Below are 19397 nucleotides of genomic sequence, written 5' to 3'. Positions count from 1 at the left end.
GAATCGACGGACGTTTTTTGACGTCTCGCCCCGCAGTTCGGTATGTGCAAGAGTACGAGCGAAAGCAACTGCTCGAGCGCGTCGAGCGCGAGGGCGCGACCGTCGGCGCGGACATCCCGGAGACGATCACCGTTCAGGGGGAGGTAATCGACCTCCGGACGTTCGTCTTCGAGATCAAGCGCCGCGAAACGGTGCCGCCCGGCGAGCGCGACCGCGTCGAGCAGGCCAAACGGAACCTGCGACGCGAGCGCGTCGAGCGCCTCGAGGCGATCGAGGAGGACGATATCAGCTGCGAGGAGGGCGAAGAGCTCGCCCAGGGGATCATCGGCATCGACCGGGCGCTGAACGCCCTCGAGAACCTCGGCCCGACGGACCTCGAGCGCGAACAGCAGGCGAAGCAGGCCGCCGACACGAAGCGCTGGATGTCCTTCCTGAAGAAGGCGCTCGGGGAGGAAGGTAGCGCCAGCGCGCGGAGGGGTCCGTGACGACCAACGCCGAACTCGCGGGTCGCTTCGAGGAGTTCGCGGACCTGCTCGAGGCCGACGACGTCGAGTACAAGCCCCGGGCCTACCGACGGGCGGCCGAGAGCATCCGCGCGCATCCGACGCCGATCGCCGATTACGTCACGGCGGGCGACCGCGAGGCGATCGAGAACGTCGACCACGTCGGCGACGCGATCGCCTCGAAGATCGTCGAGTACGTCGAGACCGGTGAGATCGAGGAGCTGGAAGAGTTACGCGCCGAACTCCCGATCGACATCGCCGACATCACCCGCATCGAGGGCGTCGGCCCCAAAACCGCGGGCAAGCTGTACCGGGAACTCGGAATCCAGACGCTGGACGACCTCGAGGTGGCAGCAGAGGCCGGCGAGGTACAGGAGATCAAGGGATTCGGTCCCAAGACGGAGGAGAACATCCGCGAGAACATCGAGTTCGCCCGCACGATCGGCCAGCGCCAGTTGCTCGGCGAGGCCCGGCCGCTGGCCGACGACGTCCTCGCCTTCCTCGAGAGCCACGAGGCGGTCGAGCGCTGCGAAGTCGCCGGCTCGATCCGCCGGTGGCGCGAGACGATCGGCGACGTAGACGTGCTCGTGGGGACGAACGACGCGGAGAACGTGATCGACGCCTTCGTCGGCTGGGACTCCGTCGACGACGAGATCGAGTCCGGGCCCGCGAAGGCGAGCGTCCGAATCGGCGAGATCCGCGTCGATCTCCGCGTGGTCGTCCCCGACGAGTTCGGCTCCGCGCTGCAGTACTTCACGGGGAGCAAGGACCACAACGTCACGCTGCGCAACTACGCGATCGATCGCGGGATGAAGCTCAACGAGTACGGCGCCTTCGACGTAAGCGAGATCGACGATCCCGACGCGGGTGAGGGAACCGACGGTTCGCGAACGTCGTCGGACCAGCGGTCCGACGGTAGTCAACGCGTCGGCGAGCGAGTCGCCGGCGAGACGGAGGAAGGGATGTACGAGGCGCTCGGCCTCGAGTGGATCCCGCCGGAACTCCGGACGGACCGCGGCGAGATCGACGCCGCGGCGACCGGCGACCTGCCGGATCTGCTCACTCGCGACGACATCCGGGGTGACCTCCACAGTCACACCGAGTGGTCCGACGGCAACACTTCGATCGACGAGATGATCGCGGCCGCCGAGGCGATGGGCTACGACTACTACGGCGTCGCCGACCACGCCGAGGGCCCGGGCGTCGTCGCCGACATGGGTCTCGCGGACACCGAGATCCTCGAACAGGTCGAGGCGATCCGCGAGGTCGCCGCAGCCGCGGACGTCGAGGTGCTCGCGGGGATCGAGGCTAACATCGACGCAGACGGCGAGATCGGCCTCGGGGACGAGGTGATCGAGGCCCTCGACGTGATCGTCGCCTCGCCTCACAGCGCGCTCGGTCAGGACGCCGAGACGGCGACGAACCGCCTCCTCCGGGCCGTCGAGAACCCGGCGGTCGACGTCCTCGGCCACCCGAGCGGGCGACTGCTCAACGAGCGCTCCGGCCTCGAGTTCGACGCGACCGCGCTCGGCGAGGCCGCCGCCGAACACGGCACCGCGCTCGAGGTCAACAGCAACCCCCGGCGGCTCGACCTCTGGGGCAGCGCCGTCCAGGCCGCGATCGAAGCGGGCGCGCCGATCGCGGTCAACACCGACGCTCACCAACCCGCGACGCTCGAGTACATGCGCTGGGGCGTCCACACCGCCCGCCGCGGCTGGGCCGAGCCCGCGGACGTGATCAACACCTGGGAACTCGAGGAGTTGCGCGAGTTTCTGCACTGACGCTCGACGGTTCGTTTTCTCCACTATGCGACTCCTCCTCGACGTCATGTGCGGCGGGCTCGTCGCCTACCTGCGGATGTGCGGCCACGACACCGTCTACGCCGGCGACCGCGACCTCGAGGCCGACGACGAGTTACTCGCGGTCGCCCGAGAAGAAGAGCGAACGATCGTCACCCGCGACGTCCGGCTCGCGGGCCGCACCGAGGCGTCGATCCTGCTCGAGTCGCGCGACGTCGAGGACCAGCTCGCGGCGCTCTCGGCGGCCGGGATCGGGCTTTCTCTCGAGGACGAACCCGACTTCTGCGGGCGCTGTAACGGCCCGCTCGAACCGGTCGACTCCGCAGCGTCGACGCCGGAATACGCGCCCGATGCCGCCGAAACCGCGGTCTGGTGCTGCCGGGACTGCGGCCAGCACTTCTGGCGCGGCAGTCACTGGGAACGGGTCGAACGAACGCTCTCGAGGCTCGAATCCACCGAGGAATCAGCCGATTGCGATCGATCGACCTAACGCTCGCGCTCGCAGCCGGCGCTCGTACCGAGCGCGGCGAACTGTCCGCAGAGGCGATCGAACGCGTTCGAGATCGACGGGCTAAACCGGCCCGTTCAGTCATCAGTGCCGTGGGACCTGCCCTGGCCGATCGGCATCGCCGAACCCACGGTGCCCGCCGTTCGCCGGAGGAGGCGGCCGAACGACTGTCGGCGGGACACGAACAGCGTCGTCCCGAGAAAGACGTAGATGACGCTGTATACGAACAGGAGTTGGATACTCGAGACCGGAAGAGCGACGAAATCGCGGATGATGAGAAACTCCAACAGGACCTGCGAGGTAAACAGCGCGAGCAGCGTCAGCGCTTCCCCGACGGAGATTTCGAACCTGATGAGGAGGGAGATGGCGAAGAACGACTGGGCGGCGGTCAGCCAGATCTCGGCCATCTGCTTGTAGTCGAACGCGAGCACGCCGTACCGACCCAGCGCGAGGGAGTGGACGACGACGAGCGTGCCGATGAGCAGCGTCCACTGGTTGAGCTTCGACGAGATGAGCGCGTTGAACCCCGCGGTCGACCGGGCCTTGTTCACCAGGTAGACGACGACGATGAGTTCCGGCGCTTCGGAGGCCAGCGGTGCGATCCACTGGATCATGAAGAACGACGGAATCCCGATCCCCTCGCCGAGATACTCGAGACCGTGGGCGAACGGTTCGACGGCCGTGAAGATCATCGCGCCGGAGTAGGCGAAGAGAACGAGGACAGTGGCGACCCGACGGCGCTTCGGGAACTGTTGCAGGTACGCCGGCACGCCGACGTGATCCATGTCGTGATCGACCTCCCCGCGGAGGATCACCGCGATGTAGAGGACGTACAACCCGACCAGCACCAGCATGTCGAAGATATCGATGCCGCCGTTGAGCGGGACGAGAAACGCCCACATCGTCGCGAGCAGCAGGAACACGATCTCGAGGCCGATCTCCCGGTCGAGGACGACGACGTCGGAGAGGAAACCGGAGCGAGTTTCGACCGCAGGATCGGACGCCGCTCCCCGACGGAAGATCGTAAAGAGGGCGATGCCGGCCCACCCGAGACCGATGAGGATTCGGTTCGCGCCGGTCATGTTGGCGACCGCGAGGTTGCCCGCTTCGACCCCCCGTTCGGTTCCCGCGAACTGGCCCGCGTTCCAGGCGTAGAGGGCGTCGACCGCGTACTCGGGTGCAACTGCCAGTACCGCGAGTACCGCGATCGCGAACGCCTGCGGCACGTCCTTCTCGGCGGTTTCGGCGGCCCACGCGAGGAGGAACGCCGATCCGAGGACGGCGATCCCAGTCACGATTACCGTCCCGAGCGTCGACAGCGTTCGGACTATGGCCGGCGCTTCGTACGCCACCCCCGGGGCGGCTGTCGCTGTGAGCCAGGGGAGGAGATCGGTAGCTCCCCACACGGCGGCCCAGGGAAGGGTCAGTACAACCGCGGCCGAAATCGCGACGAGCGCTCGTTGTCTCATGAGAATCGTTATCGAACGTGTATTAGCCGGAGTGTTGTACGTAATCTGTTGGGATGGCGGTAGTGCCTGCTACTGCTATACGGGCCTCGGCGTACGAGCTGGTGCATCCTTCGTCGCCGGGGGCCTCGGCGGACTGTCCGACCGGACTCGAGAGGGGCACGTCCCCTCGAAGCGTGCCCGGTGCTCGAGAGCGGGTGCCGTTAGTACACGGCCACGTCGTCGAATCGGCCGTCGTAGGCGATGTGACTGGGGTGGGTCGGCTCGATTCCCGAGAGAAAGAGTCGATCGGCCTTCTTCCAGGTGTTCTCGTAACAGAGGTGGGCGAGTTCGCCCGCTGACGTCCGGAGTCGCCTGGTTCCGTTGTCGTGGACGACACGACGGGCGACCCGGTTCACGAGGGCGTCGACGAGGTCCGCCTCGGACTCGATCGCCGTCTCGAAGGCCGTGTAGGCGACGCCGACCGAACTCGGCAGGTGTGCGTACGAGGAGGTAAACGGCGGGTACGACAGCAGCTCCGCGAGTTCTCGCGCGCGCTTGTTGTGAGAGGGGAAGTGTTTCGGATTGTAGGTCTCGATGGCGTCGATGGTCTTCGCGTACGTCCGCAGATCCGCCTCCGTCAGGCTCAGGGTGGCGAACTCGGGATGCGGGACGAGTACCGCTGCACCCTGGCGGTCAAACTCGGCCATCGCCACCTCGAGCGGGATGAAGTCCGGAACCGGGTCCTCGAGTCCGATCGCGAGGACGTGTTTCCGATCCCGCCAGGAGCCGGTGAAGACCTCTCGTGCGGGGATAACCAGCAGGTCGTCGCTCGAGTAGGCCGCCGCTCGTTCCCGGATCTCCGGGAGGCGGGTAAAGTGCGGTGCGTAAACGATTGCGTCGAGTCCGACCCGTTTAGCGCGCTCGACGACGGCGTCGTTGAGAACCTTCACGTGACAGTCGACTCGAACCTCCACTCCGTCACTCACGAGTATATCCGGTCCTTTCGCGAGCGCCGAGTTATGAATTCTGATTCGCACTGTCTCACCATCCTCCCGCAGTTCACCGCGATACTGTACCATAGAAGTAGCCGCATCGTCGGCGCTCACGGCTAGAACGCTATTGAGATCAACAGTTAGCTCTACGGGAGATTTCCGATAGATACGCCAGCTAGCGGTAAAGTTTTCAACCTTATTAGAAGTCAAAGAATCGGTAGTGGAATAACGAGCGGAACGTTCAACGAAATTCGCGATGCGGAGGAGCGGACGTTCGAGACAGCGGGCGACCCCCGGGCTGACTCCGCCGCAGAAGAGACGGTATCCCGGAGTGTGCAGTTCAGGCTGTACGAAACGGAACAGTATGACCGGCTGACCTGCCTTGGCGGCCCCGGCGACTGCTCCGCTTTCTACGGCGGTCGTGCCGGCCGCTCAAGGCGCGGTGCTCGCGGACGAAAAGACCATTAGGTCGGCCCCGCGATTCTCCTATCAAATGGCTTGGGAATGCGGCATCGGCGGCTGCGGAGGGGTATTCGAGGACGTCGAGTCGGCCGTCGTCCATCAGGCGACCGAACACGAACGCCGCGAGTGCAAGGTCTGTGGCTCCGTCGTCCCGGACGGTTATCTCGGGATCCGACACACCTTCACCGAGCACAGCCGTGCCGAGTACGTCCGCGCGTACGGCGCCAGTTCCGAGGAGGTCAGGAAGCGCGAGGCGCTGCTCGAGGAGATCGAAGCGACTGCGGATATCAGGGGAATCGCCGAGGAACTGCGACAGTAGAAGAAACCTGGACGCGACTCGTCGGCTGTCCGGGACGAAACGGCGCGACGCTCGGCGGTGATTCGCTGTCGTCCGTCGCCTAACTACTCGACGAGCGCGTTAACGCTCGTCACTGTCCGCTCACGGGCGCATAGCGCCCGTTCGCATGGTTCGACGAACTACCGTTCGTCGCTATCCAACACGCGGATCTGGTCGCCCCGAACCGTCACCGGAATCGGAACCGTCGCCTCGTACAGCTCGACCGTCACCTGGTCCTTGCCCTCGTCGATCCGCTGGACCTGGGCCTTCTCGCCCTTGAACGGACCGGCGATGAGTTCGACGATGTCCCCCTCTGCGATCCCCTCGACGTCCGGCTTCGGCGAGAGGAAGTGCTCGACCTCCGAGATGTCCGACTTGCCGGGGACGATGCTACGCGCGTGCGGGATATCCTCGAGCACGCGGTTCAAGACGGCGTCGCCCTCCGCTTCGACCATCACGTAGGAGGTCAGCGAGTCCGGCGCGAGCGCGGCGTGGATCTCGGGTTCCTCGCGGTTGATGATCATGTCGGCGACGGTTCGCTCCTGGCTCGCCGTCGTCTTGACTGCGAAGATGCCCATTATAAGGCACCACCGGCGTCACCGGTCAACAGCAGCATGATTCCGCCGATGAGGAATCCGAGGAATCCGACCAGCAGGATCCCTGCACCGGCGATTTTCGACACCTGGAAAAACTCTTCGCTCGTCGGCGTTGTCGCCATCTTCAACACCCGCACGTACGAGGTGAGGTCGTAGGGAACGTCCATATTTGTCTGTTTACAGCGCGGGGCCTTTTATCTGTCTTTCGTGTCCGCTGTCGTGTTCGCGAGCGCGCGCCGATCGACCGACCTCGACGTTGCACTCGACGGCCGGATCCCCAAGCCGTTCGATCCCGAATACGGGAGTGTCATGGCCGAAGATAACACCGACCGCGCCGACGAGCACGAGGCGGAGCGCGAAGCCGAAATCGAAGAGGAACTCGAGCGCGTCGGCCGCGATCCCGACGAGGTGGACGACGGCGACGGCGATCTCGGGACGCAGAACGCACCACGGTCGGACGAGGAACCCGACGACCTGGAGGAAGCGGAAGGCGAGACCGACGAGAGGTCGTAGCGCGCTTCCCTCGGACTCTCGCCCGGCCGACTACTGTACTGCCGGTAACACCTCCCCTTCGTAGAACTCGACGAACTCGGCCTGGTTCGAGCCGATGTTGTGAACGGCGACGTGATCGAACCCGGCGTCGACGAACTCCCGGATCGCCTCGAGGTGTTCGTCGGGGTCGGAGCCACAGACGACCGTCTCTGCGACGTCTTCCTCGGAGACCGCTTCGGTCGCCTGCTCGAAGTGGGCGGGCGTCGGAAGCTCCCACACGAGCTCCCCGGGCAGTGCCGCTTGGGGCCAGATCTCGTGGGCCGTTTCGATCGCCTCCCGTTCGTCTTCGGCGTAGCAGACGCTGACCTCGGCGTACCGGGGTTTGTCCTCTCCGCCGCCGTCTTCGAACGCCTCGACCAGGTCCTCGTCGGGCGCGATCGCGATGAGTCCGTCGCCGATTTCACCGGCCTTGCGCGCCGTCTTCGGGCCGTCGGCGGCGACGGGGATCGGCGGGAGTTCGTCGGGGAGCGTGTACACTCGCGCGTTCTCGACGGTGTAGTACTCCCCGTGGTAACTCGTGGTCTCTCCCCCCCAGAGGGTGCGGATGACGTCGAGCGCTTCCTCGAGCATCTCGAGTCGGACCGCGTGTTCCGGCCACCGGTCGCCGAGAACGTGCTCGCTCAGGTTCTCGCCGGTGCCGACGCCGAGGAAGAAGCGACCGGGCAACTGCGCGCCGGCGGTGGCGGCCGCCTGCGCGATGATCGCCGGATGGACGCGCATGATCGGGCAGGTGACGCCGGTGCCGAGACGCAGGTCGTCGGTCGCCTGCGAGATGGCACCGATCACGTTCCAAACCATCGGACTCTCGCCCTGGCTCGAGGTCCAGGGGTGGTAGTGGTCGGAGATCATCGCGTAGTCGAACGCCGACTGATCGGCGAGTCGGCCGTACTCCGCGAGATCGTTCGGGCCGTGCTCTTCACTGATGAGTTTGTGACCGATCTCCGTCATAGAACACGGGAGGACGTTTTCGTCCCTAATCGCTGCACCTGCGTGCGCCTGTTCGCCACTCGCACGGTCCGCTGTGACTGCGCCGAGCGATCAGGGAACGTCCACGTCGGGTCTCGGCTCGAGCGTCGCCTCGACGGTCCGGCGCTCCCCGTCGCGGACGACCTCGACGTCGACCGTCTCGCCGGGTGACGTCTCGAGTGCGAGCGTCGAGGACAGGCGATCCTGGTTCGGGATCTCCCGGTCGTTGATGGCGATGATCACGTCGCCGCCGACCGGGACCGGATCGCCGCCGACGGACTCGACGCCGTCCGCGGGCTCGAGAGCGCCGTCCGCAGGCGAGTCCGGAACCACGTTGACGATCAGAACGCCCCGGGGCTCCTCGAGGTCGTTCGCCTCGGCGACCAGCGGCCCGACCGGCAGGACGCTCACTCCGACGTACGCGTGCTGGTACTCGCCGTCTTCGACGAGGGCGGGGACGACCCGGTTCGCCAGCGCCGCGGAGATCGCGAAGCCGATCGTCTGTCCGGCGCCGGCGAAGACGACGCCGAGGACGTCGCTCTCGAGGCTCACGAGCGGGCCGCCGCTGTTGCCGGGATTGACCGGGGCGTCGGTCTGGATAGCCGCCGGGATCGAGAAACCGGTCGGACTCGGCAGCGAGCGGTCGACCCCGCTGACGAGCCCCTGCGAGATCGAAGCGTCGAGACCGAGCGGGTTGCCGAGTGCGATCACCTCCTGTCCGACGGTCGGTTCGGCGTCCGTGAACGACAGCCCCTCGGCGGCGTCCGGAACGTCCTCCACCTCGAGGACGGCCAGATCGCTGTGGACGTCCGATCCGATGACGGACGCCGACCGCCACTGCTCGTCGCGGAACTGGAGTTCGACCTCCGTCGCGTCGCCGGCCACGTGATCGTTGGTGACGACGTATTCGTCGTCGACGACGAATCCGGATCCCAGCCCGCCGGGACCCCCGTCGCCGTTACCGAACGTGTTGACGAGCACGACGGAGTCGATCGTCTCGTCGTAGATCTCCGAGTACTGTTCGTCCTGCGCTCGGATCGCGTTTCCGGTGTGCTCGCTCACGCTCCGACCGGCAGTTGCTGCGGTGGAGCCGCCGACCGCGGCGACGGCGACGGTTCCACCGGCGACGCGGAGCAGTCGCCTGCGCGTAATGTCGTCTGGAGTCACGAACCTTGCCACCCCGAGGAAGAAGATAAAACTCTCACCGGCAGCCTCTCGCGGCAGTCACACGAGAACCCGGCTACTGCCGGCGTACGATTTTGCTAGCTATCTGTCCTATTCCTCACCAGTATCGTCCGCGGACCGACACGCGACGGAGTCAGAACGGATCCACATGGAACACCCACCACTCCGCGATTACGGGGTTATCGGCAACGACGACCGCTGTGCGCTCGTCAGTCGTCGGGGATCGATCGACTGGTGTTGTCTTCCTCATCTCGAGTCCTCGAGCGTCTTCGCTCGAATCCTCGACGCCGACCGCGGCGGCCACTTCGCTGTCTACCCGACGACGACGCACGAATCGAACCACGAGTACGTCGACCGGACGAACGTCCTCGAGACGACGTTCGAGACTGCTACCGGACGGGCGACCGTCACCGACTTCATGCCGATCGGCGACGGCGAACCCGACGACGAGCGGTTCCAGCAGGCGATCTACCGTCGGCTCGAGTGCGAGCGCGGTCGCGTCGAACTCGCCCTCGAGTTCGAACCGCGGTTCGACTACGCGCGGACGACCCCGGAGATCGAACGGACCGATCACGGCGCGGCCGCACTCGGGGAGGACGAACGCCTGCATCTCGTTACGGACGCCGACCTCGAGGGCGAACTCGAGTTGACGGAGTCCGGATCGGGCGTTGCCGGAACCGTTTCGCTCGAGGCGGGCGAGCACTGCTGGACCGGGATGCAGTACGGCGGATCGGAGCCCATGACCGCGATCGACCGAGACGCGGTCTTCGACGACACGAAGCGGTACTGGCGGTCCTGGCTCAGTAACGGTGACGGGAGACCGGGGTCGATGCCGGAACGGTGGCACGAGATGGTCGTCCGGTCCGAGCTCGTGTTGAAGCTGCTCATCCACCACGAGACGGGGGCGATTCCGGCCGCGGCGACGACGTCGATCCCGGAGGAGATCGGCTCCGATCGGACGTGGGACTACCGGTACAACTGGATTCGCGACGCGAAGTTCACGGTACAGGCGCTCCACGACACGGGCCACAGACGGGAGGCGCGGGACTACTTCGAGTGGTTCGCCCAGGTTATGCGGGACGACCCCGCGGAGATTCAGCCGCTCTACGGCCTGCACGGCGAAACCGAGATCGAAGAAGAGATCCTCGAGCACCTCTCGGGCTACCGGAACACGGGTCCCGTTCGAATCGGCAACGGCGCGGCTCCACAGCGACAACTGGACACGTACGGGACGATCGTCCAGGCCGCCTACGAGATGATCCAGCTCGACGACGAGACCGCACTCGCGAACGACGAGTGGGCGGCGATCCGCGACGTCGTCGACTACGTCTGCGCTCACTGGGACGAACGCGACCCGGGCATCTGGGAGTTCCGCGACGAACGGCGCCACTTCCTGCACTCGAAGCTCCTCTGCTGGGTCGCGCTGGATCGCGGCCTCGCGATGGCGACCGAAGACGAGCGCGAGGCACCCCTCGAGCGCTGGCGCGAGGAACGCGAGGCCGTCCGCGAGGCCATCGAAGAGCGGGGCTACAGCGAGGAGGCGGAGAGCTTCGTCCAGCACTTCGACACCGACGAGGCGATCGACGCGACCGCACTCCTGATCCCGATCTACGAGTTTCTGCCGCCCGAGGACGAGCGCGTCCAGTCGACGATCGACACCGTTCTCGAGGAGTTGACGACGGAGGACGGGCTCGTCGTCCGGTTCGTCGACACCGACGTCCGCGAGGATGAAAAAGAAGCGTTCGTGCTCTGTTCGTTTTGGCTGATCGACGCGCTCGTCCTTTCGAACCGGCTCGAGCGGGCCGAGACGCACTTCGAGAACGTCCTCGACCACGCGAGTCCGCTCGGGCTCTGCTCGGAGAAGATCGACCCCGAGGACGGACAGCTCCTGGGGAACTTCCCTCAGGCCTTCAGCCACCTCGGCTTGCTCAACAGCGCCTCGTACCTGACGCGGGCGCTCGAGGTCGACGGTGACGTGACGCCGGAGGACTTCCACGCCGACGGCGTCGATACGCTGTTCGAGCGTGAGGAATAGCCAGCCACCAAAACGGACCAGGAGTTAGTAGTACAGAATGTGTCCAGGAAGTGGTAGCGGTGGGAAGGGCGAGGGAGCGTATCGGTCTCCGGTAGTGAACGGATCGAACTCGTCCAACTCGAGCCGGGAACGTTCCGGATACCGATCGTTCATCGGTTGTGACGACCGTATTCAGCGTAACGCGAGCGTGCTTCTCGAATCGGATTTTCTTGCTCAGTGTAACAGCTGAACTGTGATGCTGTGAGTGAATGAGGGAGTTATACCGAAAGAAGGCAAAAATACGAGGAAGTAGGTCGAACCATGACACACCCCATACAAACCGTTTCTACCGAGACAGCACTGCGGATACTCGCGGAACCGGAGCGTCGATCGGTACTGGCGCGGTTGATCGACAGTGAGGATAACGTCGTGACGCGGGACGAACTCGTCGAATACGTCTCTCTCGAGAACCCACCACCAGAGCAGCCTGGGGCGATATGTACCGAGCGGCTTCTTCTCAGGCTGGATCACACTCACCTCCCGAAACTGGAAGAGACAGGCTTCATTGAGTGGGATAAGCGAACGAAAACGGTTCGCTATCGTCCGAACGAGCGCGTCGAGAAACTGCACCAGTTCGTCACCGCCGAATTCGAACGATAGCGACGAAACAGGCCGCAAAGCCGGTTTCGAATCGGAGGTGGTGGGAACTACGGCAGTTTCTCCCGAGAGAACGCCACCGTTGCCGTTCCCTCCGGAGACCAAACGGCCGCGACAGCCGGCTCAGTTTGACCCTGAGCGTAGTGCTATCGGTTACAGATGGCTTTTAACATCCCGTGACATACTATAACACATGTCAAACGGCGACAGGGAGGCGGCTGAAGCCGACGCACTCGACAGATTGCAAGAACTCGGGTTGTCTCAGTACGAAGCACAGACACTCGTCAACCTCTTCCGGCTCGGAACGGGCACCACCAAGGACATCACTCGAATCAACAACGTCCCTCGAACTCGCGTGTACGAAGCGACCGATCGACTCCACGAACGCGGATTCATCGACATCCAGCACACGACGCCGCGGAAATTCACGGTGATCTCGAAAGAAACGATCATCCGCATGCTCAACGCCGAACGAGAACGCACTATTACCGACCTCTCGGAGTACCTGGACGAGATCGGACCAGTCCAACCACAACAGGAACAGTTCGGCGTCTGGACGGTCACCGGTCGGGAGGCGGTGGCAGCCCGCATCAACGAGTTCATCGCCGACGCAGACGAGCAACTCGTCTACATGACCGTCGACGAGTTGCTCACAGAAGACCATCTCGACGCGCTTCAGGCCGCCGACAACCGTGGGGTCGAAATCCATCTGGCAGGCATCTCCGGCGAGGTCCGGAACCGCATCCAGGAGACGGTGCCGTCCGCTCACCTGTTCGAGACTCTCTGGGAGTGGCAAGAGACATCCGCCGGAAGTCTTCTGATCACCGACGAAGAGACGGCTCTCGTCAGTGCGCTCGTCAACGGCGCCACTACGGCTCAAGGGATCGAAGAGACGGCGATTTGGGGAACTGGCGAAAGCAACAGCCTCGTCGTCGTCCTGCGAGCGATCTTCACGTGGCGGCTCGACAGTAATCGAGCGGAGTGAGTCCGCGCGCCTCTTCACTCGACGGGTCCAGCGCTTTACGATATTTGATACCACAACGCAATTATCACCGAGGGGACCGGGTCGAAGACAAGTGCTGTCCCAATTCAGCCGCACTCGTAGTGTCACGTAGCTCCGAATCGATTGCTAGGGCAGTTTCGTCCACGATAACTGGAACGAAATTGGTGTTCGACTCGCAGGTCTCCCTCACGGAGTGGCCCACTCAGACTCACTACTGAATAAAGAAACCGTATCGCCAACTACCGGTAACGAGTTTGAGGAGGCTTACGCCTCGTCGAACAGCGCAAATCACTGATTTGCTGGCTCGACGAAACGTAAGCTTCGTCGAACAATACCTGAGCAGAGCTCAGCAGGATCGGTGAGTCTTATGCTTCGTCGAACAGTTCCTCACCCTCGACCATCTGCTCCTCGACGACGTCCATGTCGAGCGTGACACCGAGTCCGGGTTCTTCGGGGATCTCGATGTAGCCGTCCTCGATGATGTCCTCCTGGACGAGGTCCTCCCACCAGTCGAGTTCGTAGGAGTGGTACTCGACGGCCAGGGAGTTCGAGATCGCGGCACCGACCTGCGCACTGGCCATCGTCGCGACCGGCGAGGAAACGTTGTGCATCGCGACCGGGATGTAGTACATGTCCGCGAGGTCGGCGATCTTCCGGGTTTCGCGCATTCCGCCCACCTTGGGCATGTCGGGCGCGATGATGTCGACGGCTTGCTCTTCGATGAGGTTACGCTGGCCGTGCTTGCGGTAGACGTTCTCGCCGACGGTGATCGGGGTTGAGGTGCTCTGGGTGACCTCCCGCTGGACGTCGTGGTTCTCCGGCGGGACGGGGTCCTCGAGCCACCAGATGTCGTACTCCTCGAGTCGCTGGGCCAGCCGCTTGCCGCTGCCGCCCGAGAACGTCCAGTGACAGTCGAAGGCGACGTCGGCGCGGTGGCCGACGCGCTCGGTGATCGCCTCGACGATGCTGGCCTTGTGCTCGATCTCCACGCCGCGCAGGTGGCGGTTGGCGCGGTCCTTCTCGTGCCCCGAGGGGACGTCGAGGTCGAACTTCAGCGCGTCGTAGCCGAGTTCCTCGACGACGCGTTCGGCCTCGTCGGCGCAGGCGACGGGGTCGGCCTCCTCCTCGGTGTGACAGTCACAGTAGACGCGAACCTCGTCGCGGTACTTGCCGCCCAGCAGTTGGTAGGCGGGAACGTCGAGGATCTTGCCTGCGAGGTCGTGCAGCGCGACCTCGATGCCCGAGATCGCGGTGACGGTGACGCCGCCGATCGAGCCCTCGCCGGACATCTTCTGGACGAGGTGCTCGGTGAGGCGGTCGATGTCGAGCGGGTTCTCGCCCCGCAGGAAGGGCGTCATCCGTTCGATGAGTTCGGGCGCGCCGGCGCCCCAGTAGGCCTCACCGGTTCCGACGATGCCGGCGTCCGTGTAGACGCGGACGAGCGTCCACGGGAAGTTGCCGTCGATCATCGTGGTCTGGACGTCCGTGATCTCGACGTCGCGGCCGCCGCCGCGCTCGCCCGTGACGCCCATCGTTTCAGCGGAGAGCTCTCGCATCGTGTACTCCGCGTTCGGGTCGTGTAGCTTCGAGTAATCGACTCCCATGATGAGCAAATCTCACTCGTAATCGTGTAATAGTTTCTATCTCGAGACGCACTGTCAGGCCAGCGAACGCTATCTGCCTGCCGCCCCGTCGCTCAGTGCTGTCCCGTCGCTCAGACCGGGGCGAACTCGACCGCCGTCTTCACGACGTCGTCGCCGGTCTCGAACGCGGCCTGGTACTCCTCGAGGCCGTAGATGCCGGTTACGAGGTCGTCGGTCACCCACGTCGGCAGCCCCTCGAGCGTGTCGATGGCCGCCTCGAAGTGGCCGCGGTGGGAGTTTACCGAGCCGACCAAAGCCTTGTTGTGGAGGACGAACTCCTGGTGGAGTCGCCCGCCATCGATCTCGAACGACCAGGGTTCGGGGACGCCCAGCAGGACGCCGACGCCGTTGGGCGCGAGCGCGTCGATGGTTTCGAACGCGTGCTTGGCGTAGCCGGTCGCCTCGTAGACGATGTCGACGGACTCGTACTCGTTCGGAATCTCGGAAACCGGCGTCTCGCGCGAGTCGACGTACGTCGAGCCGAGTTCGTCGATGATGTCGATCGACGGGTCGGGTCGGTCGCGTCGCCCGAGACAGTACGTGCGCTCGAGTTCGAGCACCGATTCGAACATCGCGAGCGTCAACAGTCCGAGCGAGCCGTTGCCGAGGACGAGCGCCGATTCGGGTTCCCAGTCGAACGCGGACCGTGACGCGACGGCGTGCTCGATCGCCTTCTCGGAGATGCTGATCGGTTCGACGAGGAAGCCGAGGTGTGCGAGACGTTCGGGAATCGGCACGAGGTACTCCGCAGGGCTGGTGAAGTACTCCGCCATGAAGCCGTGTTCTCCGACGATGCCGCGCTCGAGGTACTCGCCGTCGGGTGCCATGTCGGGCTCACCGCGCTCGAAGTACTCGTTGGTCCCGTTCGGCGGTCGGCGGACGGTCGGAACGACGTGCTGTCCCTCCTCGAGGTCGGTGCCGTTCGCGTCCTCGACGACGCCGACGGCTTCGTGACCGAGGACGAGTCGATCCGCGCCGGCCGGGAGGTCGCCGTGGTTCCCCGCGATGACTTCGTGGTCGGTTCCGTCGACGCCGACGCGAAGTGTGCGAACGAGAGCTTCGCCCTGCGACGGTTCGGGACGCGGTTTCTCCACGAGGGTCGGTTCGCCGGCCCCCGGTTCGACTGCGATCGCCTTCATGACTCGATCGTCGCGCTCGGAGAACAAAAGATTACCCTATCTGTAGTAAATATCTTATCCGCGGTCGGCGAGCACCAGTACTGGTCGGGTACGTGATATTTGGCGATCGCACTCGGCGATTCGAAGTCTCCACGAGACGTGCCGTCGGCTCGGGGTTACTATCCGCTTCGAGGGCATCAAAACGGTACTCGAGCGAGCGCGTCAGACCCGTCCAACGCATCCGTTGCGTCCGACGGGGTCGACTCGCGCGCTTCGATTCTGCACTTACTCGCTCCGCGCGTCCTCGACGGCCTCGACGAACGCCGCTGCCGTCTCGCGGACCTGGTCCATGTCGTCCTCGGCGATCGCCTCGTAGTCGACGATCGCACCGCCAGCGCCGACCGCGACGGCACCCGCGTCGAGATAGTCGGCGACGTTGTCGCGGCTGACGCCGCCGGTCGGGATGACCGGAACGTCGCCCAGCGGCCCCTGTAGCGCGCCGATGTGACCCGGACCAACCGTCGATGCGGGGAACATCTTGAGGACGTCCGCACCGGCGTCGATCGCGGTGACGGCCTCCGTCGGCGTCATGACGCCGGGCGCCGAGAGCACGTCGTGGCGGTTGCAGACGTGAACGACCTCGGGGTCGGTGTGTGGCGAGACGACGAACTCCGCACCCGCGTCGATCACCGACTGGGCCGACGCGGCGTCGAGGACCGTGCCGGCCCCGACGACGGCGTCCGTATCCGCCAGTTCGCGGTCGATTGCGGCGATCTTCTCGTACGTTCGCGTGTCGTCCGCGGTGACCTCGAGCGCGCCGACGCCCGCCTCGTACATCGCTCGAGCGACCGGAACGATCTGCTCCTCGTCGACGCCGCGAAGCACGGCGAGGACGCCGTTTTCGGCGATGCGGTCCTTGACCGCTTCGCTCTCAGTCATCGGTCTCCCCTCCGCGTACGGTGATCCGTCGAGTGCTCCGTTGGCCCGGACGCGTCTCCACGCGCGATTCGGTCGATAGCAAGCGGAAATCCATCACGACGACGTTCGCCGTCCGCTCTCAAGAAGGTTGTCTACGGCCGACCGCTCGAGGCGCGGAAGTCGCCGAACCGGTCGACACGTCCGGCAGAGAGCACGCGGCCGGCCGAAAGTGGCTGTCACGGTCACCGTACTGGGCTGCCGAAGTCGGAAGCGGATTCGTTTTTTGTCTCCGTGTGGTCCGATAGCCGTCGCTATTCGGTCTCGAGTTGCGAGTCTATCGCGGTCGGAGATGCGCAAAAAAGCGCGACGAAACGGTGCCTACCGATCAGGCCAGCGGCACGATCGACGCGGCGATCGTGATGATGATGAACGCCGTGATCGAGATGATCGTCGTCAGCGCCGTCCAGATCTTGACCGTTTCGGCCTGCGTGAGGCCGCCGATCTCTTTGACAAGCCAGAAGCCGCTGTCGTTGAACCACGAGCAGATGTTCCCGCCCGCACCGATTATCAGCGCGAGGTAGACTGGGTGGACGGCCAGCTCGGGCACTTGCGGTGCCATGATCCCTGCAGTCGTAATCATCGCGACGGTCGCCGAACCCTGTGCGATGCGGATCGCAGCGGCGATGAGCCACGCCGAGACCAGTACGGTGACGCCGCCGCCGGCACCGACGGCGACCAGGCCCGTGATGTATTCGCCGATACCGGAGGCAGCGAGCAGTCCACCGAACGCGCCGCCGGCGGAGGTGATCGCGGCGATGTGGGCGCCGCTCTTGAGCGACTCGACGAGTTCGTCCGTCCAGACGTCGTGTTCGATCGCGCGAACGCGCAGATACGTCACGGCGGCGGCGAGCGCGGCTGCGGTCAGCGCGAAGTTCGGATCGCCGAGGAAACTCGCTACCGGAGCGAACGACTCGAGTGCTCCCTCCATGGCAGCGAACGGATCGACGCCTTCTTCCGCGAGGTCGAGCATGAAATCCACGGTCGTGTTCGTTGCGACCAGAACCACCGCGAGGAGAATCGGGAGTGAGGCTTCGAACATTCCGGGCAGTTCGCTGGTGGACCGCTCCGCCAGTTCGTGGACCTCCTCTGCGGTCGACCCCATCGTCTCCCGCAGCGGAATGTCGTCGAGACGGTTGTTGATCCACTTTCCGTAGAGAACCCCGGAGATCGCGGCCGTCGGGAGCGCGACGAGGACGCCGCCGACCATCATTGCGCCGAGGTCGACCGCGTCACCGAGTTCCGCCGCCACCGCGAGCGGGCCCGGCGTCGGCGGGACGAAGACGTGGGTCGTCGCCGCACCGGCGCCGACCACACAGAGGAAGAGCGCGTAGTCGCGTCCGGTTCGGGCCCGCATCGAGCGGGCCAGGGGAGCCATCAGGTAGAAGACGTTGTCGAAGAACACCGGGATCGACAGCGCGCTGCTGCTGCCCCACAGTGCGAGGTACGACTTATCTTCGCCGGTAACGGATTGGAACGAGCGAACGATGCGCTCCGCAGCACCGCTCTCCATCATGCCCTTTCCGATGACCGCAGCCATCAGAATGGGGATACCGATCCCTGCCATCGTCTCACCGAATCCGCCAGCGATTTCGGCCGGTACCTCGCCGAACGGCACCGCAGCGGTCGCAGCGCCGACGATCAGCGACGCGATGATAAGACCAATGACTGCAGGTAACTTTAACCAGACGAGTAGTGCAATAACCGCAACCAATCCGATCAGGAATACGATCAGTGGGTTGGCGATTGCCATGTATGATACAATCACACCAATTCGAGCAGATCGTATTATATTTAACCACATCGTTACCCAATATATACTGGATAAACGTTCATTATTATCCGGAGAAATTGTAATGACTATCCAAAGTACCGTATTATACCCCGTATTTAGTACTACGTTGATTGTATAATTACAATCAGGAGAAATTCATCGAGTTCCGAGTAAGTTATCCGTTACCAAATTTGAGAGTCATCAACTCGCACGGAGAGCCGACCGTTTCTCGAGCAGCACAGCTATCGGTCCCGTTGGCAGCGTGTGGCCGGTCGGTTACTCCCGACTCTCGTCGATCGCAGCGAGCAGTTCGTGAACGGACGGTCGGTCGAACGACGTTGCACCTTCGTCGGTGTACTCGATCGAGGGCACCTCGTCGCGGAAGTCGAGGACGATCGTCATCGGCATCCGACCGATCGAGGAGACGAACCGTCCGAGTCGACCGTACCGGGTTCGTTGATAGAACTCTTCGGCGAGGGACGCTTCACGGTCGGCCAGGACCGGGAACGGCGGATCGACGAGTCGTCGCCACGATCTGACCTTCGGGGCACTCCCGGGAACGATGGCTGCGACCGTCGCGTTTCGCCGCTGGAACTCGTCGTACTCGGCCGCGATCTCGCGGGCCTGCTGGCGGCACGTACCGCTGCCGGGACTCTGCATCAACAGCAAAACGACGAACGCCGACTCCGTACCGAGATCGGCCACCGACACCGTCTTTGGTCCCGCTGCGACGTTCGGAAAGTCCGTCCGGAGGGATTCGAAATCCATAGGCTCCCTATGACGCCGCGATCAAAAATGATAGGCCGGCGACAGTCGGCTCGAGAGGAGGTCCGTTCGACACCGGATCAGTCTCGTCGATTCCGGA

19 protein-coding genes are annotated in these 19397 nt (G+C 64.4%); 8 read left to right on the top strand and 11 right to left on the bottom strand.

The window, feature by feature from the left end:
- The first annotated feature begins 44 nt into the window (after window positions 1–44).
- From NED97_RS13510 to NED97_RS13500, 3 genes are read left to right on the top strand one after another with little or no spacing between them, the layout of a single operon-like run.
- The gene (locus tag NED97_RS13510) at window positions 45–485 is read left to right on the top strand and encodes a DUF5788 family protein (RefSeq protein ID WP_252487543.1); all 441 of its coding nucleotides are present in this window, start codon (window positions 45–47) and stop codon (window positions 483–485) included.
- Window positions 482–2284 (top strand): helix-hairpin-helix domain-containing protein, encoded by a 1803-nt coding sequence (locus tag NED97_RS13505; RefSeq protein ID WP_252487542.1) that lies wholly within the window; start codon window positions 482–484, stop codon window positions 2282–2284. The genes NED97_RS13510 and NED97_RS13505 overlap by 4 nt, the downstream gene beginning before the upstream one ends.
- A gap of 25 nt (window positions 2285–2309) precedes the next feature.
- Window positions 2310–2792 (top strand): DUF5615 family PIN-like protein, encoded by a 483-nt coding sequence (locus NED97_RS13500; RefSeq protein ID WP_252487541.1) that lies wholly within the window; start codon window positions 2310–2312, stop codon window positions 2790–2792.
- Between the two features lie 95 nt (window positions 2793–2887).
- Here NED97_RS13500 and NED97_RS13495 read toward each other — a convergent pair whose 3' ends face one another.
- Together NED97_RS13495 and NED97_RS13490 are read right to left on the bottom strand one after the other, a co-directional pair.
- Window positions 2888–4279, bottom strand: a complete 1392-nt coding sequence (locus NED97_RS13495; RefSeq protein WP_252487540.1) for a sodium:calcium antiporter — start codon at window positions 4277–4279, stop codon at window positions 2888–2890.
- A 200-nt stretch (window positions 4280–4479) separates the two neighbouring features.
- On the bottom strand, window positions 4480–5232 hold the full coding sequence (locus NED97_RS13490) for a PHP-associated domain-containing protein (RefSeq protein ID WP_252490628.1): 753 nt from the start codon (window positions 5230–5232) through the stop codon (window positions 4480–4482).
- A gap of 511 nt (window positions 5233–5743) precedes the next feature.
- Here NED97_RS13490 and NED97_RS13485 point away from each other — a divergent pair.
- The gene (locus tag NED97_RS13485; protein ID WP_252487539.1) at window positions 5744–6031 is read left to right on the top strand and encodes a DUF7565 family protein; all 288 of its coding nucleotides are present in this window, start codon (window positions 5744–5746) and stop codon (window positions 6029–6031) included.
- 158 nt (window positions 6032–6189) lie between these two features.
- Here the strand turns inward: NED97_RS13485 and NED97_RS13480 are convergent, their stop codons facing one another.
- Both NED97_RS13480 and NED97_RS13475 read right to left on the bottom strand, forming a co-directional pair.
- The gene (locus tag NED97_RS13480) at window positions 6190–6627 is read right to left on the bottom strand and encodes a transcription elongation factor Spt5 (RefSeq protein WP_148857397.1); all 438 of its coding nucleotides are present in this window, start codon (window positions 6625–6627) and stop codon (window positions 6190–6192) included.
- Window positions 6627–6812 (bottom strand): protein translocase SEC61 complex subunit gamma, encoded by a 186-nt coding sequence (locus tag NED97_RS13475; RefSeq protein WP_252487538.1) that lies wholly within the window; start codon window positions 6810–6812, stop codon window positions 6627–6629. Before NED97_RS13475 ends, NED97_RS13480 begins: the two co-directional genes overlap by 1 nt.
- 142 nt (window positions 6813–6954) lie before the next feature.
- Between NED97_RS13475 and NED97_RS13470 the strand changes: the two genes are divergently transcribed.
- The gene (locus NED97_RS13470; protein ID WP_252490627.1) at window positions 6955–7158 is read left to right on the top strand and encodes a hypothetical protein; all 204 of its coding nucleotides are present in this window, start codon (window positions 6955–6957) and stop codon (window positions 7156–7158) included.
- A 30-nt stretch (window positions 7159–7188) separates the two neighbouring features.
- Here NED97_RS13470 and NED97_RS13465 read toward each other — a convergent pair whose 3' ends face one another.
- Entirely contained in the window at window positions 7189–8145 is a 957-nt protein-coding gene (locus NED97_RS13465; RefSeq protein ID WP_252487537.1) for a TIGR03557 family F420-dependent LLM class oxidoreductase, read from the bottom strand.
- A 90-nt stretch (window positions 8146–8235) separates the two neighbouring features.
- Entirely contained in the window at window positions 8236–9330 is a 1095-nt protein-coding gene (locus NED97_RS13460) for a S1C family serine protease (RefSeq protein WP_252487536.1), read from the bottom strand.
- Window positions 9331–9496: 166 nt separating this feature from the next.
- Here NED97_RS13460 and NED97_RS13455 point away from each other — a divergent pair, with 166 nt between their 5' ends.
- The 3 genes from NED97_RS13455 (at window position 9497) to NED97_RS13445 (ending at window position 13004) form a co-directional block, all read left to right on the top strand.
- Window positions 9497–11383: a glycoside hydrolase family 15 protein gene (locus NED97_RS13455; protein WP_252487535.1), complete on the top strand. Its 1887-nt coding sequence runs from the start codon at window positions 9497–9499 to the stop codon at window positions 11381–11383.
- A 300-nt stretch (window positions 11384–11683) separates the two neighbouring features.
- A complete protein-coding gene (locus NED97_RS13450; RefSeq protein ID WP_455429861.1) occupies window positions 11684–12022 on the top strand; it encodes a DUF7344 domain-containing protein in 339 nt (112 codons plus the stop codon).
- Between the two features lie 190 nt (window positions 12023–12212).
- Complete coding sequence (locus NED97_RS13445) at window positions 12213–13004, top strand: TrmB family transcriptional regulator (protein ID WP_252487533.1); 792 nt, start codon at window positions 12213–12215, stop codon at window positions 13002–13004.
- A gap of 383 nt (window positions 13005–13387) precedes the next feature.
- Here NED97_RS13445 and NED97_RS13440 read toward each other — a convergent pair whose 3' ends face one another.
- The 5 genes from NED97_RS13440 to NED97_RS13420 all read right to left on the bottom strand — a co-directional run bounded on the left by NED97_RS13440 (window position 13388) and on the right by NED97_RS13420 (window position 19300).
- A complete protein-coding gene (locus tag NED97_RS13440) occupies window positions 13388–14626 on the bottom strand; it encodes a mandelate racemase/muconate lactonizing enzyme family protein (RefSeq protein WP_252487532.1) in 1239 nt (412 codons plus the stop codon).
- Between the two features lie 110 nt (window positions 14627–14736).
- Window positions 14737–15804 carry a glucose 1-dehydrogenase gene (locus NED97_RS13435; protein ID WP_252487531.1) on the bottom strand — a complete coding sequence of 356 codons (1068 nt, stop codon included), beginning with the start codon at window positions 15802–15804 and terminating at the stop codon, window positions 14737–14739.
- Between the two features lie 264 nt (window positions 15805–16068).
- Window positions 16069–16722: a bifunctional 4-hydroxy-2-oxoglutarate aldolase/2-dehydro-3-deoxy-phosphogluconate aldolase gene (locus tag NED97_RS13430; RefSeq protein ID WP_252487530.1), complete on the bottom strand. Its 654-nt coding sequence runs from the start codon at window positions 16720–16722 to the stop codon at window positions 16069–16071.
- A 364-nt stretch (window positions 16723–17086) separates the two neighbouring features.
- Window positions 17087–18511 carry a GntP family permease gene (locus tag NED97_RS13425; protein WP_252487529.1) on the bottom strand — a complete coding sequence of 475 codons (1425 nt, stop codon included), beginning with the start codon at window positions 18509–18511 and terminating at the stop codon, window positions 17087–17089.
- 297 nt (window positions 18512–18808) lie between these two features.
- Entirely contained in the window at window positions 18809–19300 is a 492-nt protein-coding gene (locus NED97_RS13420; RefSeq protein ID WP_252487528.1) for a redoxin domain-containing protein, read from the bottom strand.
- Between the last annotated feature and the right edge of the window lie 97 nt (window positions 19301–19397).

Origin of the sequence: Natronococcus sp. CG52 (assembly GCF_023913515.1) — an archaeon.
Lineage (GTDB): Archaea > Halobacteriota > Halobacteria > Halobacteriales > Natrialbaceae > Natronococcus > Natronococcus zhouii.
This window is presented reverse-complemented; position numbering and strand designations above follow the sequence as displayed.

What these genes read in the sequence shown, in the direction of transcription:
- NED97_RS13430 (WP_252487530.1), bottom strand. Translation starts at nt 16,722, where the DNA reads ATGACTGAGAGCGAAGCGGTCAAGGACCGCATCGCCGAAAACGGCGTC.
- NED97_RS13440 (WP_252487532.1), bottom strand. Translation starts at nt 14,626, where the DNA reads ATGGGAGTCGATTACTCGAAGCTACACGACCCGAACGCGGAGTACACG.
- NED97_RS13450 (WP_455429861.1), top strand. Translation starts at nt 11,684, where the DNA reads ATGACACACCCCATACAAACCGTTTCTACCGAGACAGCACTGCGGATA.
- NED97_RS13480 (WP_148857397.1), bottom strand. Translation starts at nt 6,627, where the DNA reads ATGGGCATCTTCGCAGTCAAGACGACGGCGAGCCAGGAGCGAACCGTC.
- NED97_RS13485 (WP_252487539.1), top strand. Translation starts at nt 5,744, where the DNA reads ATGGCTTGGGAATGCGGCATCGGCGGCTGCGGAGGGGTATTCGAGGAC.
- NED97_RS13445 (WP_252487533.1), top strand. Translation starts at nt 12,213, where the DNA reads ATGTCAAACGGCGACAGGGAGGCGGCTGAAGCCGACGCACTCGACAGA.
- NED97_RS13420 (WP_252487528.1), bottom strand. Translation starts at nt 19,300, where the DNA reads ATGGATTTCGAATCCCTCCGGACGGACTTTCCGAACGTCGCAGCGGGA.
- NED97_RS13500 (WP_252487541.1), top strand. Translation starts at nt 2,310, where the DNA reads ATGCGACTCCTCCTCGACGTCATGTGCGGCGGGCTCGTCGCCTACCTG.
- NED97_RS13455 (WP_252487535.1), top strand. Translation starts at nt 9,497, where the DNA reads ATGGAACACCCACCACTCCGCGATTACGGGGTTATCGGCAACGACGAC.
- NED97_RS13475 (WP_252487538.1), bottom strand. Translation starts at nt 6,812, where the DNA reads ATGGACGTTCCCTACGACCTCACCTCGTACGTGCGGGTGTTGAAGATG.
- NED97_RS13465 (WP_252487537.1), bottom strand. Translation starts at nt 8,145, where the DNA reads ATGACGGAGATCGGTCACAAACTCATCAGTGAAGAGCACGGCCCGAAC.
- NED97_RS13470 (WP_252490627.1), top strand. Translation starts at nt 6,955, where the DNA reads ATGGCCGAAGATAACACCGACCGCGCCGACGAGCACGAGGCGGAGCGC.
- NED97_RS13435 (WP_252487531.1), bottom strand. Translation starts at nt 15,804, where the DNA reads ATGAAGGCGATCGCAGTCGAACCGGGGGCCGGCGAACCGACCCTCGTG.
- NED97_RS13425 (WP_252487529.1), bottom strand. Translation starts at nt 18,511, where the DNA reads ATGGCAATCGCCAACCCACTGATCGTATTCCTGATCGGATTGGTTGCG.
- NED97_RS13495 (WP_252487540.1), bottom strand. Translation starts at nt 4,279, where the DNA reads ATGAGACAACGAGCGCTCGTCGCGATTTCGGCCGCGGTTGTACTGACC.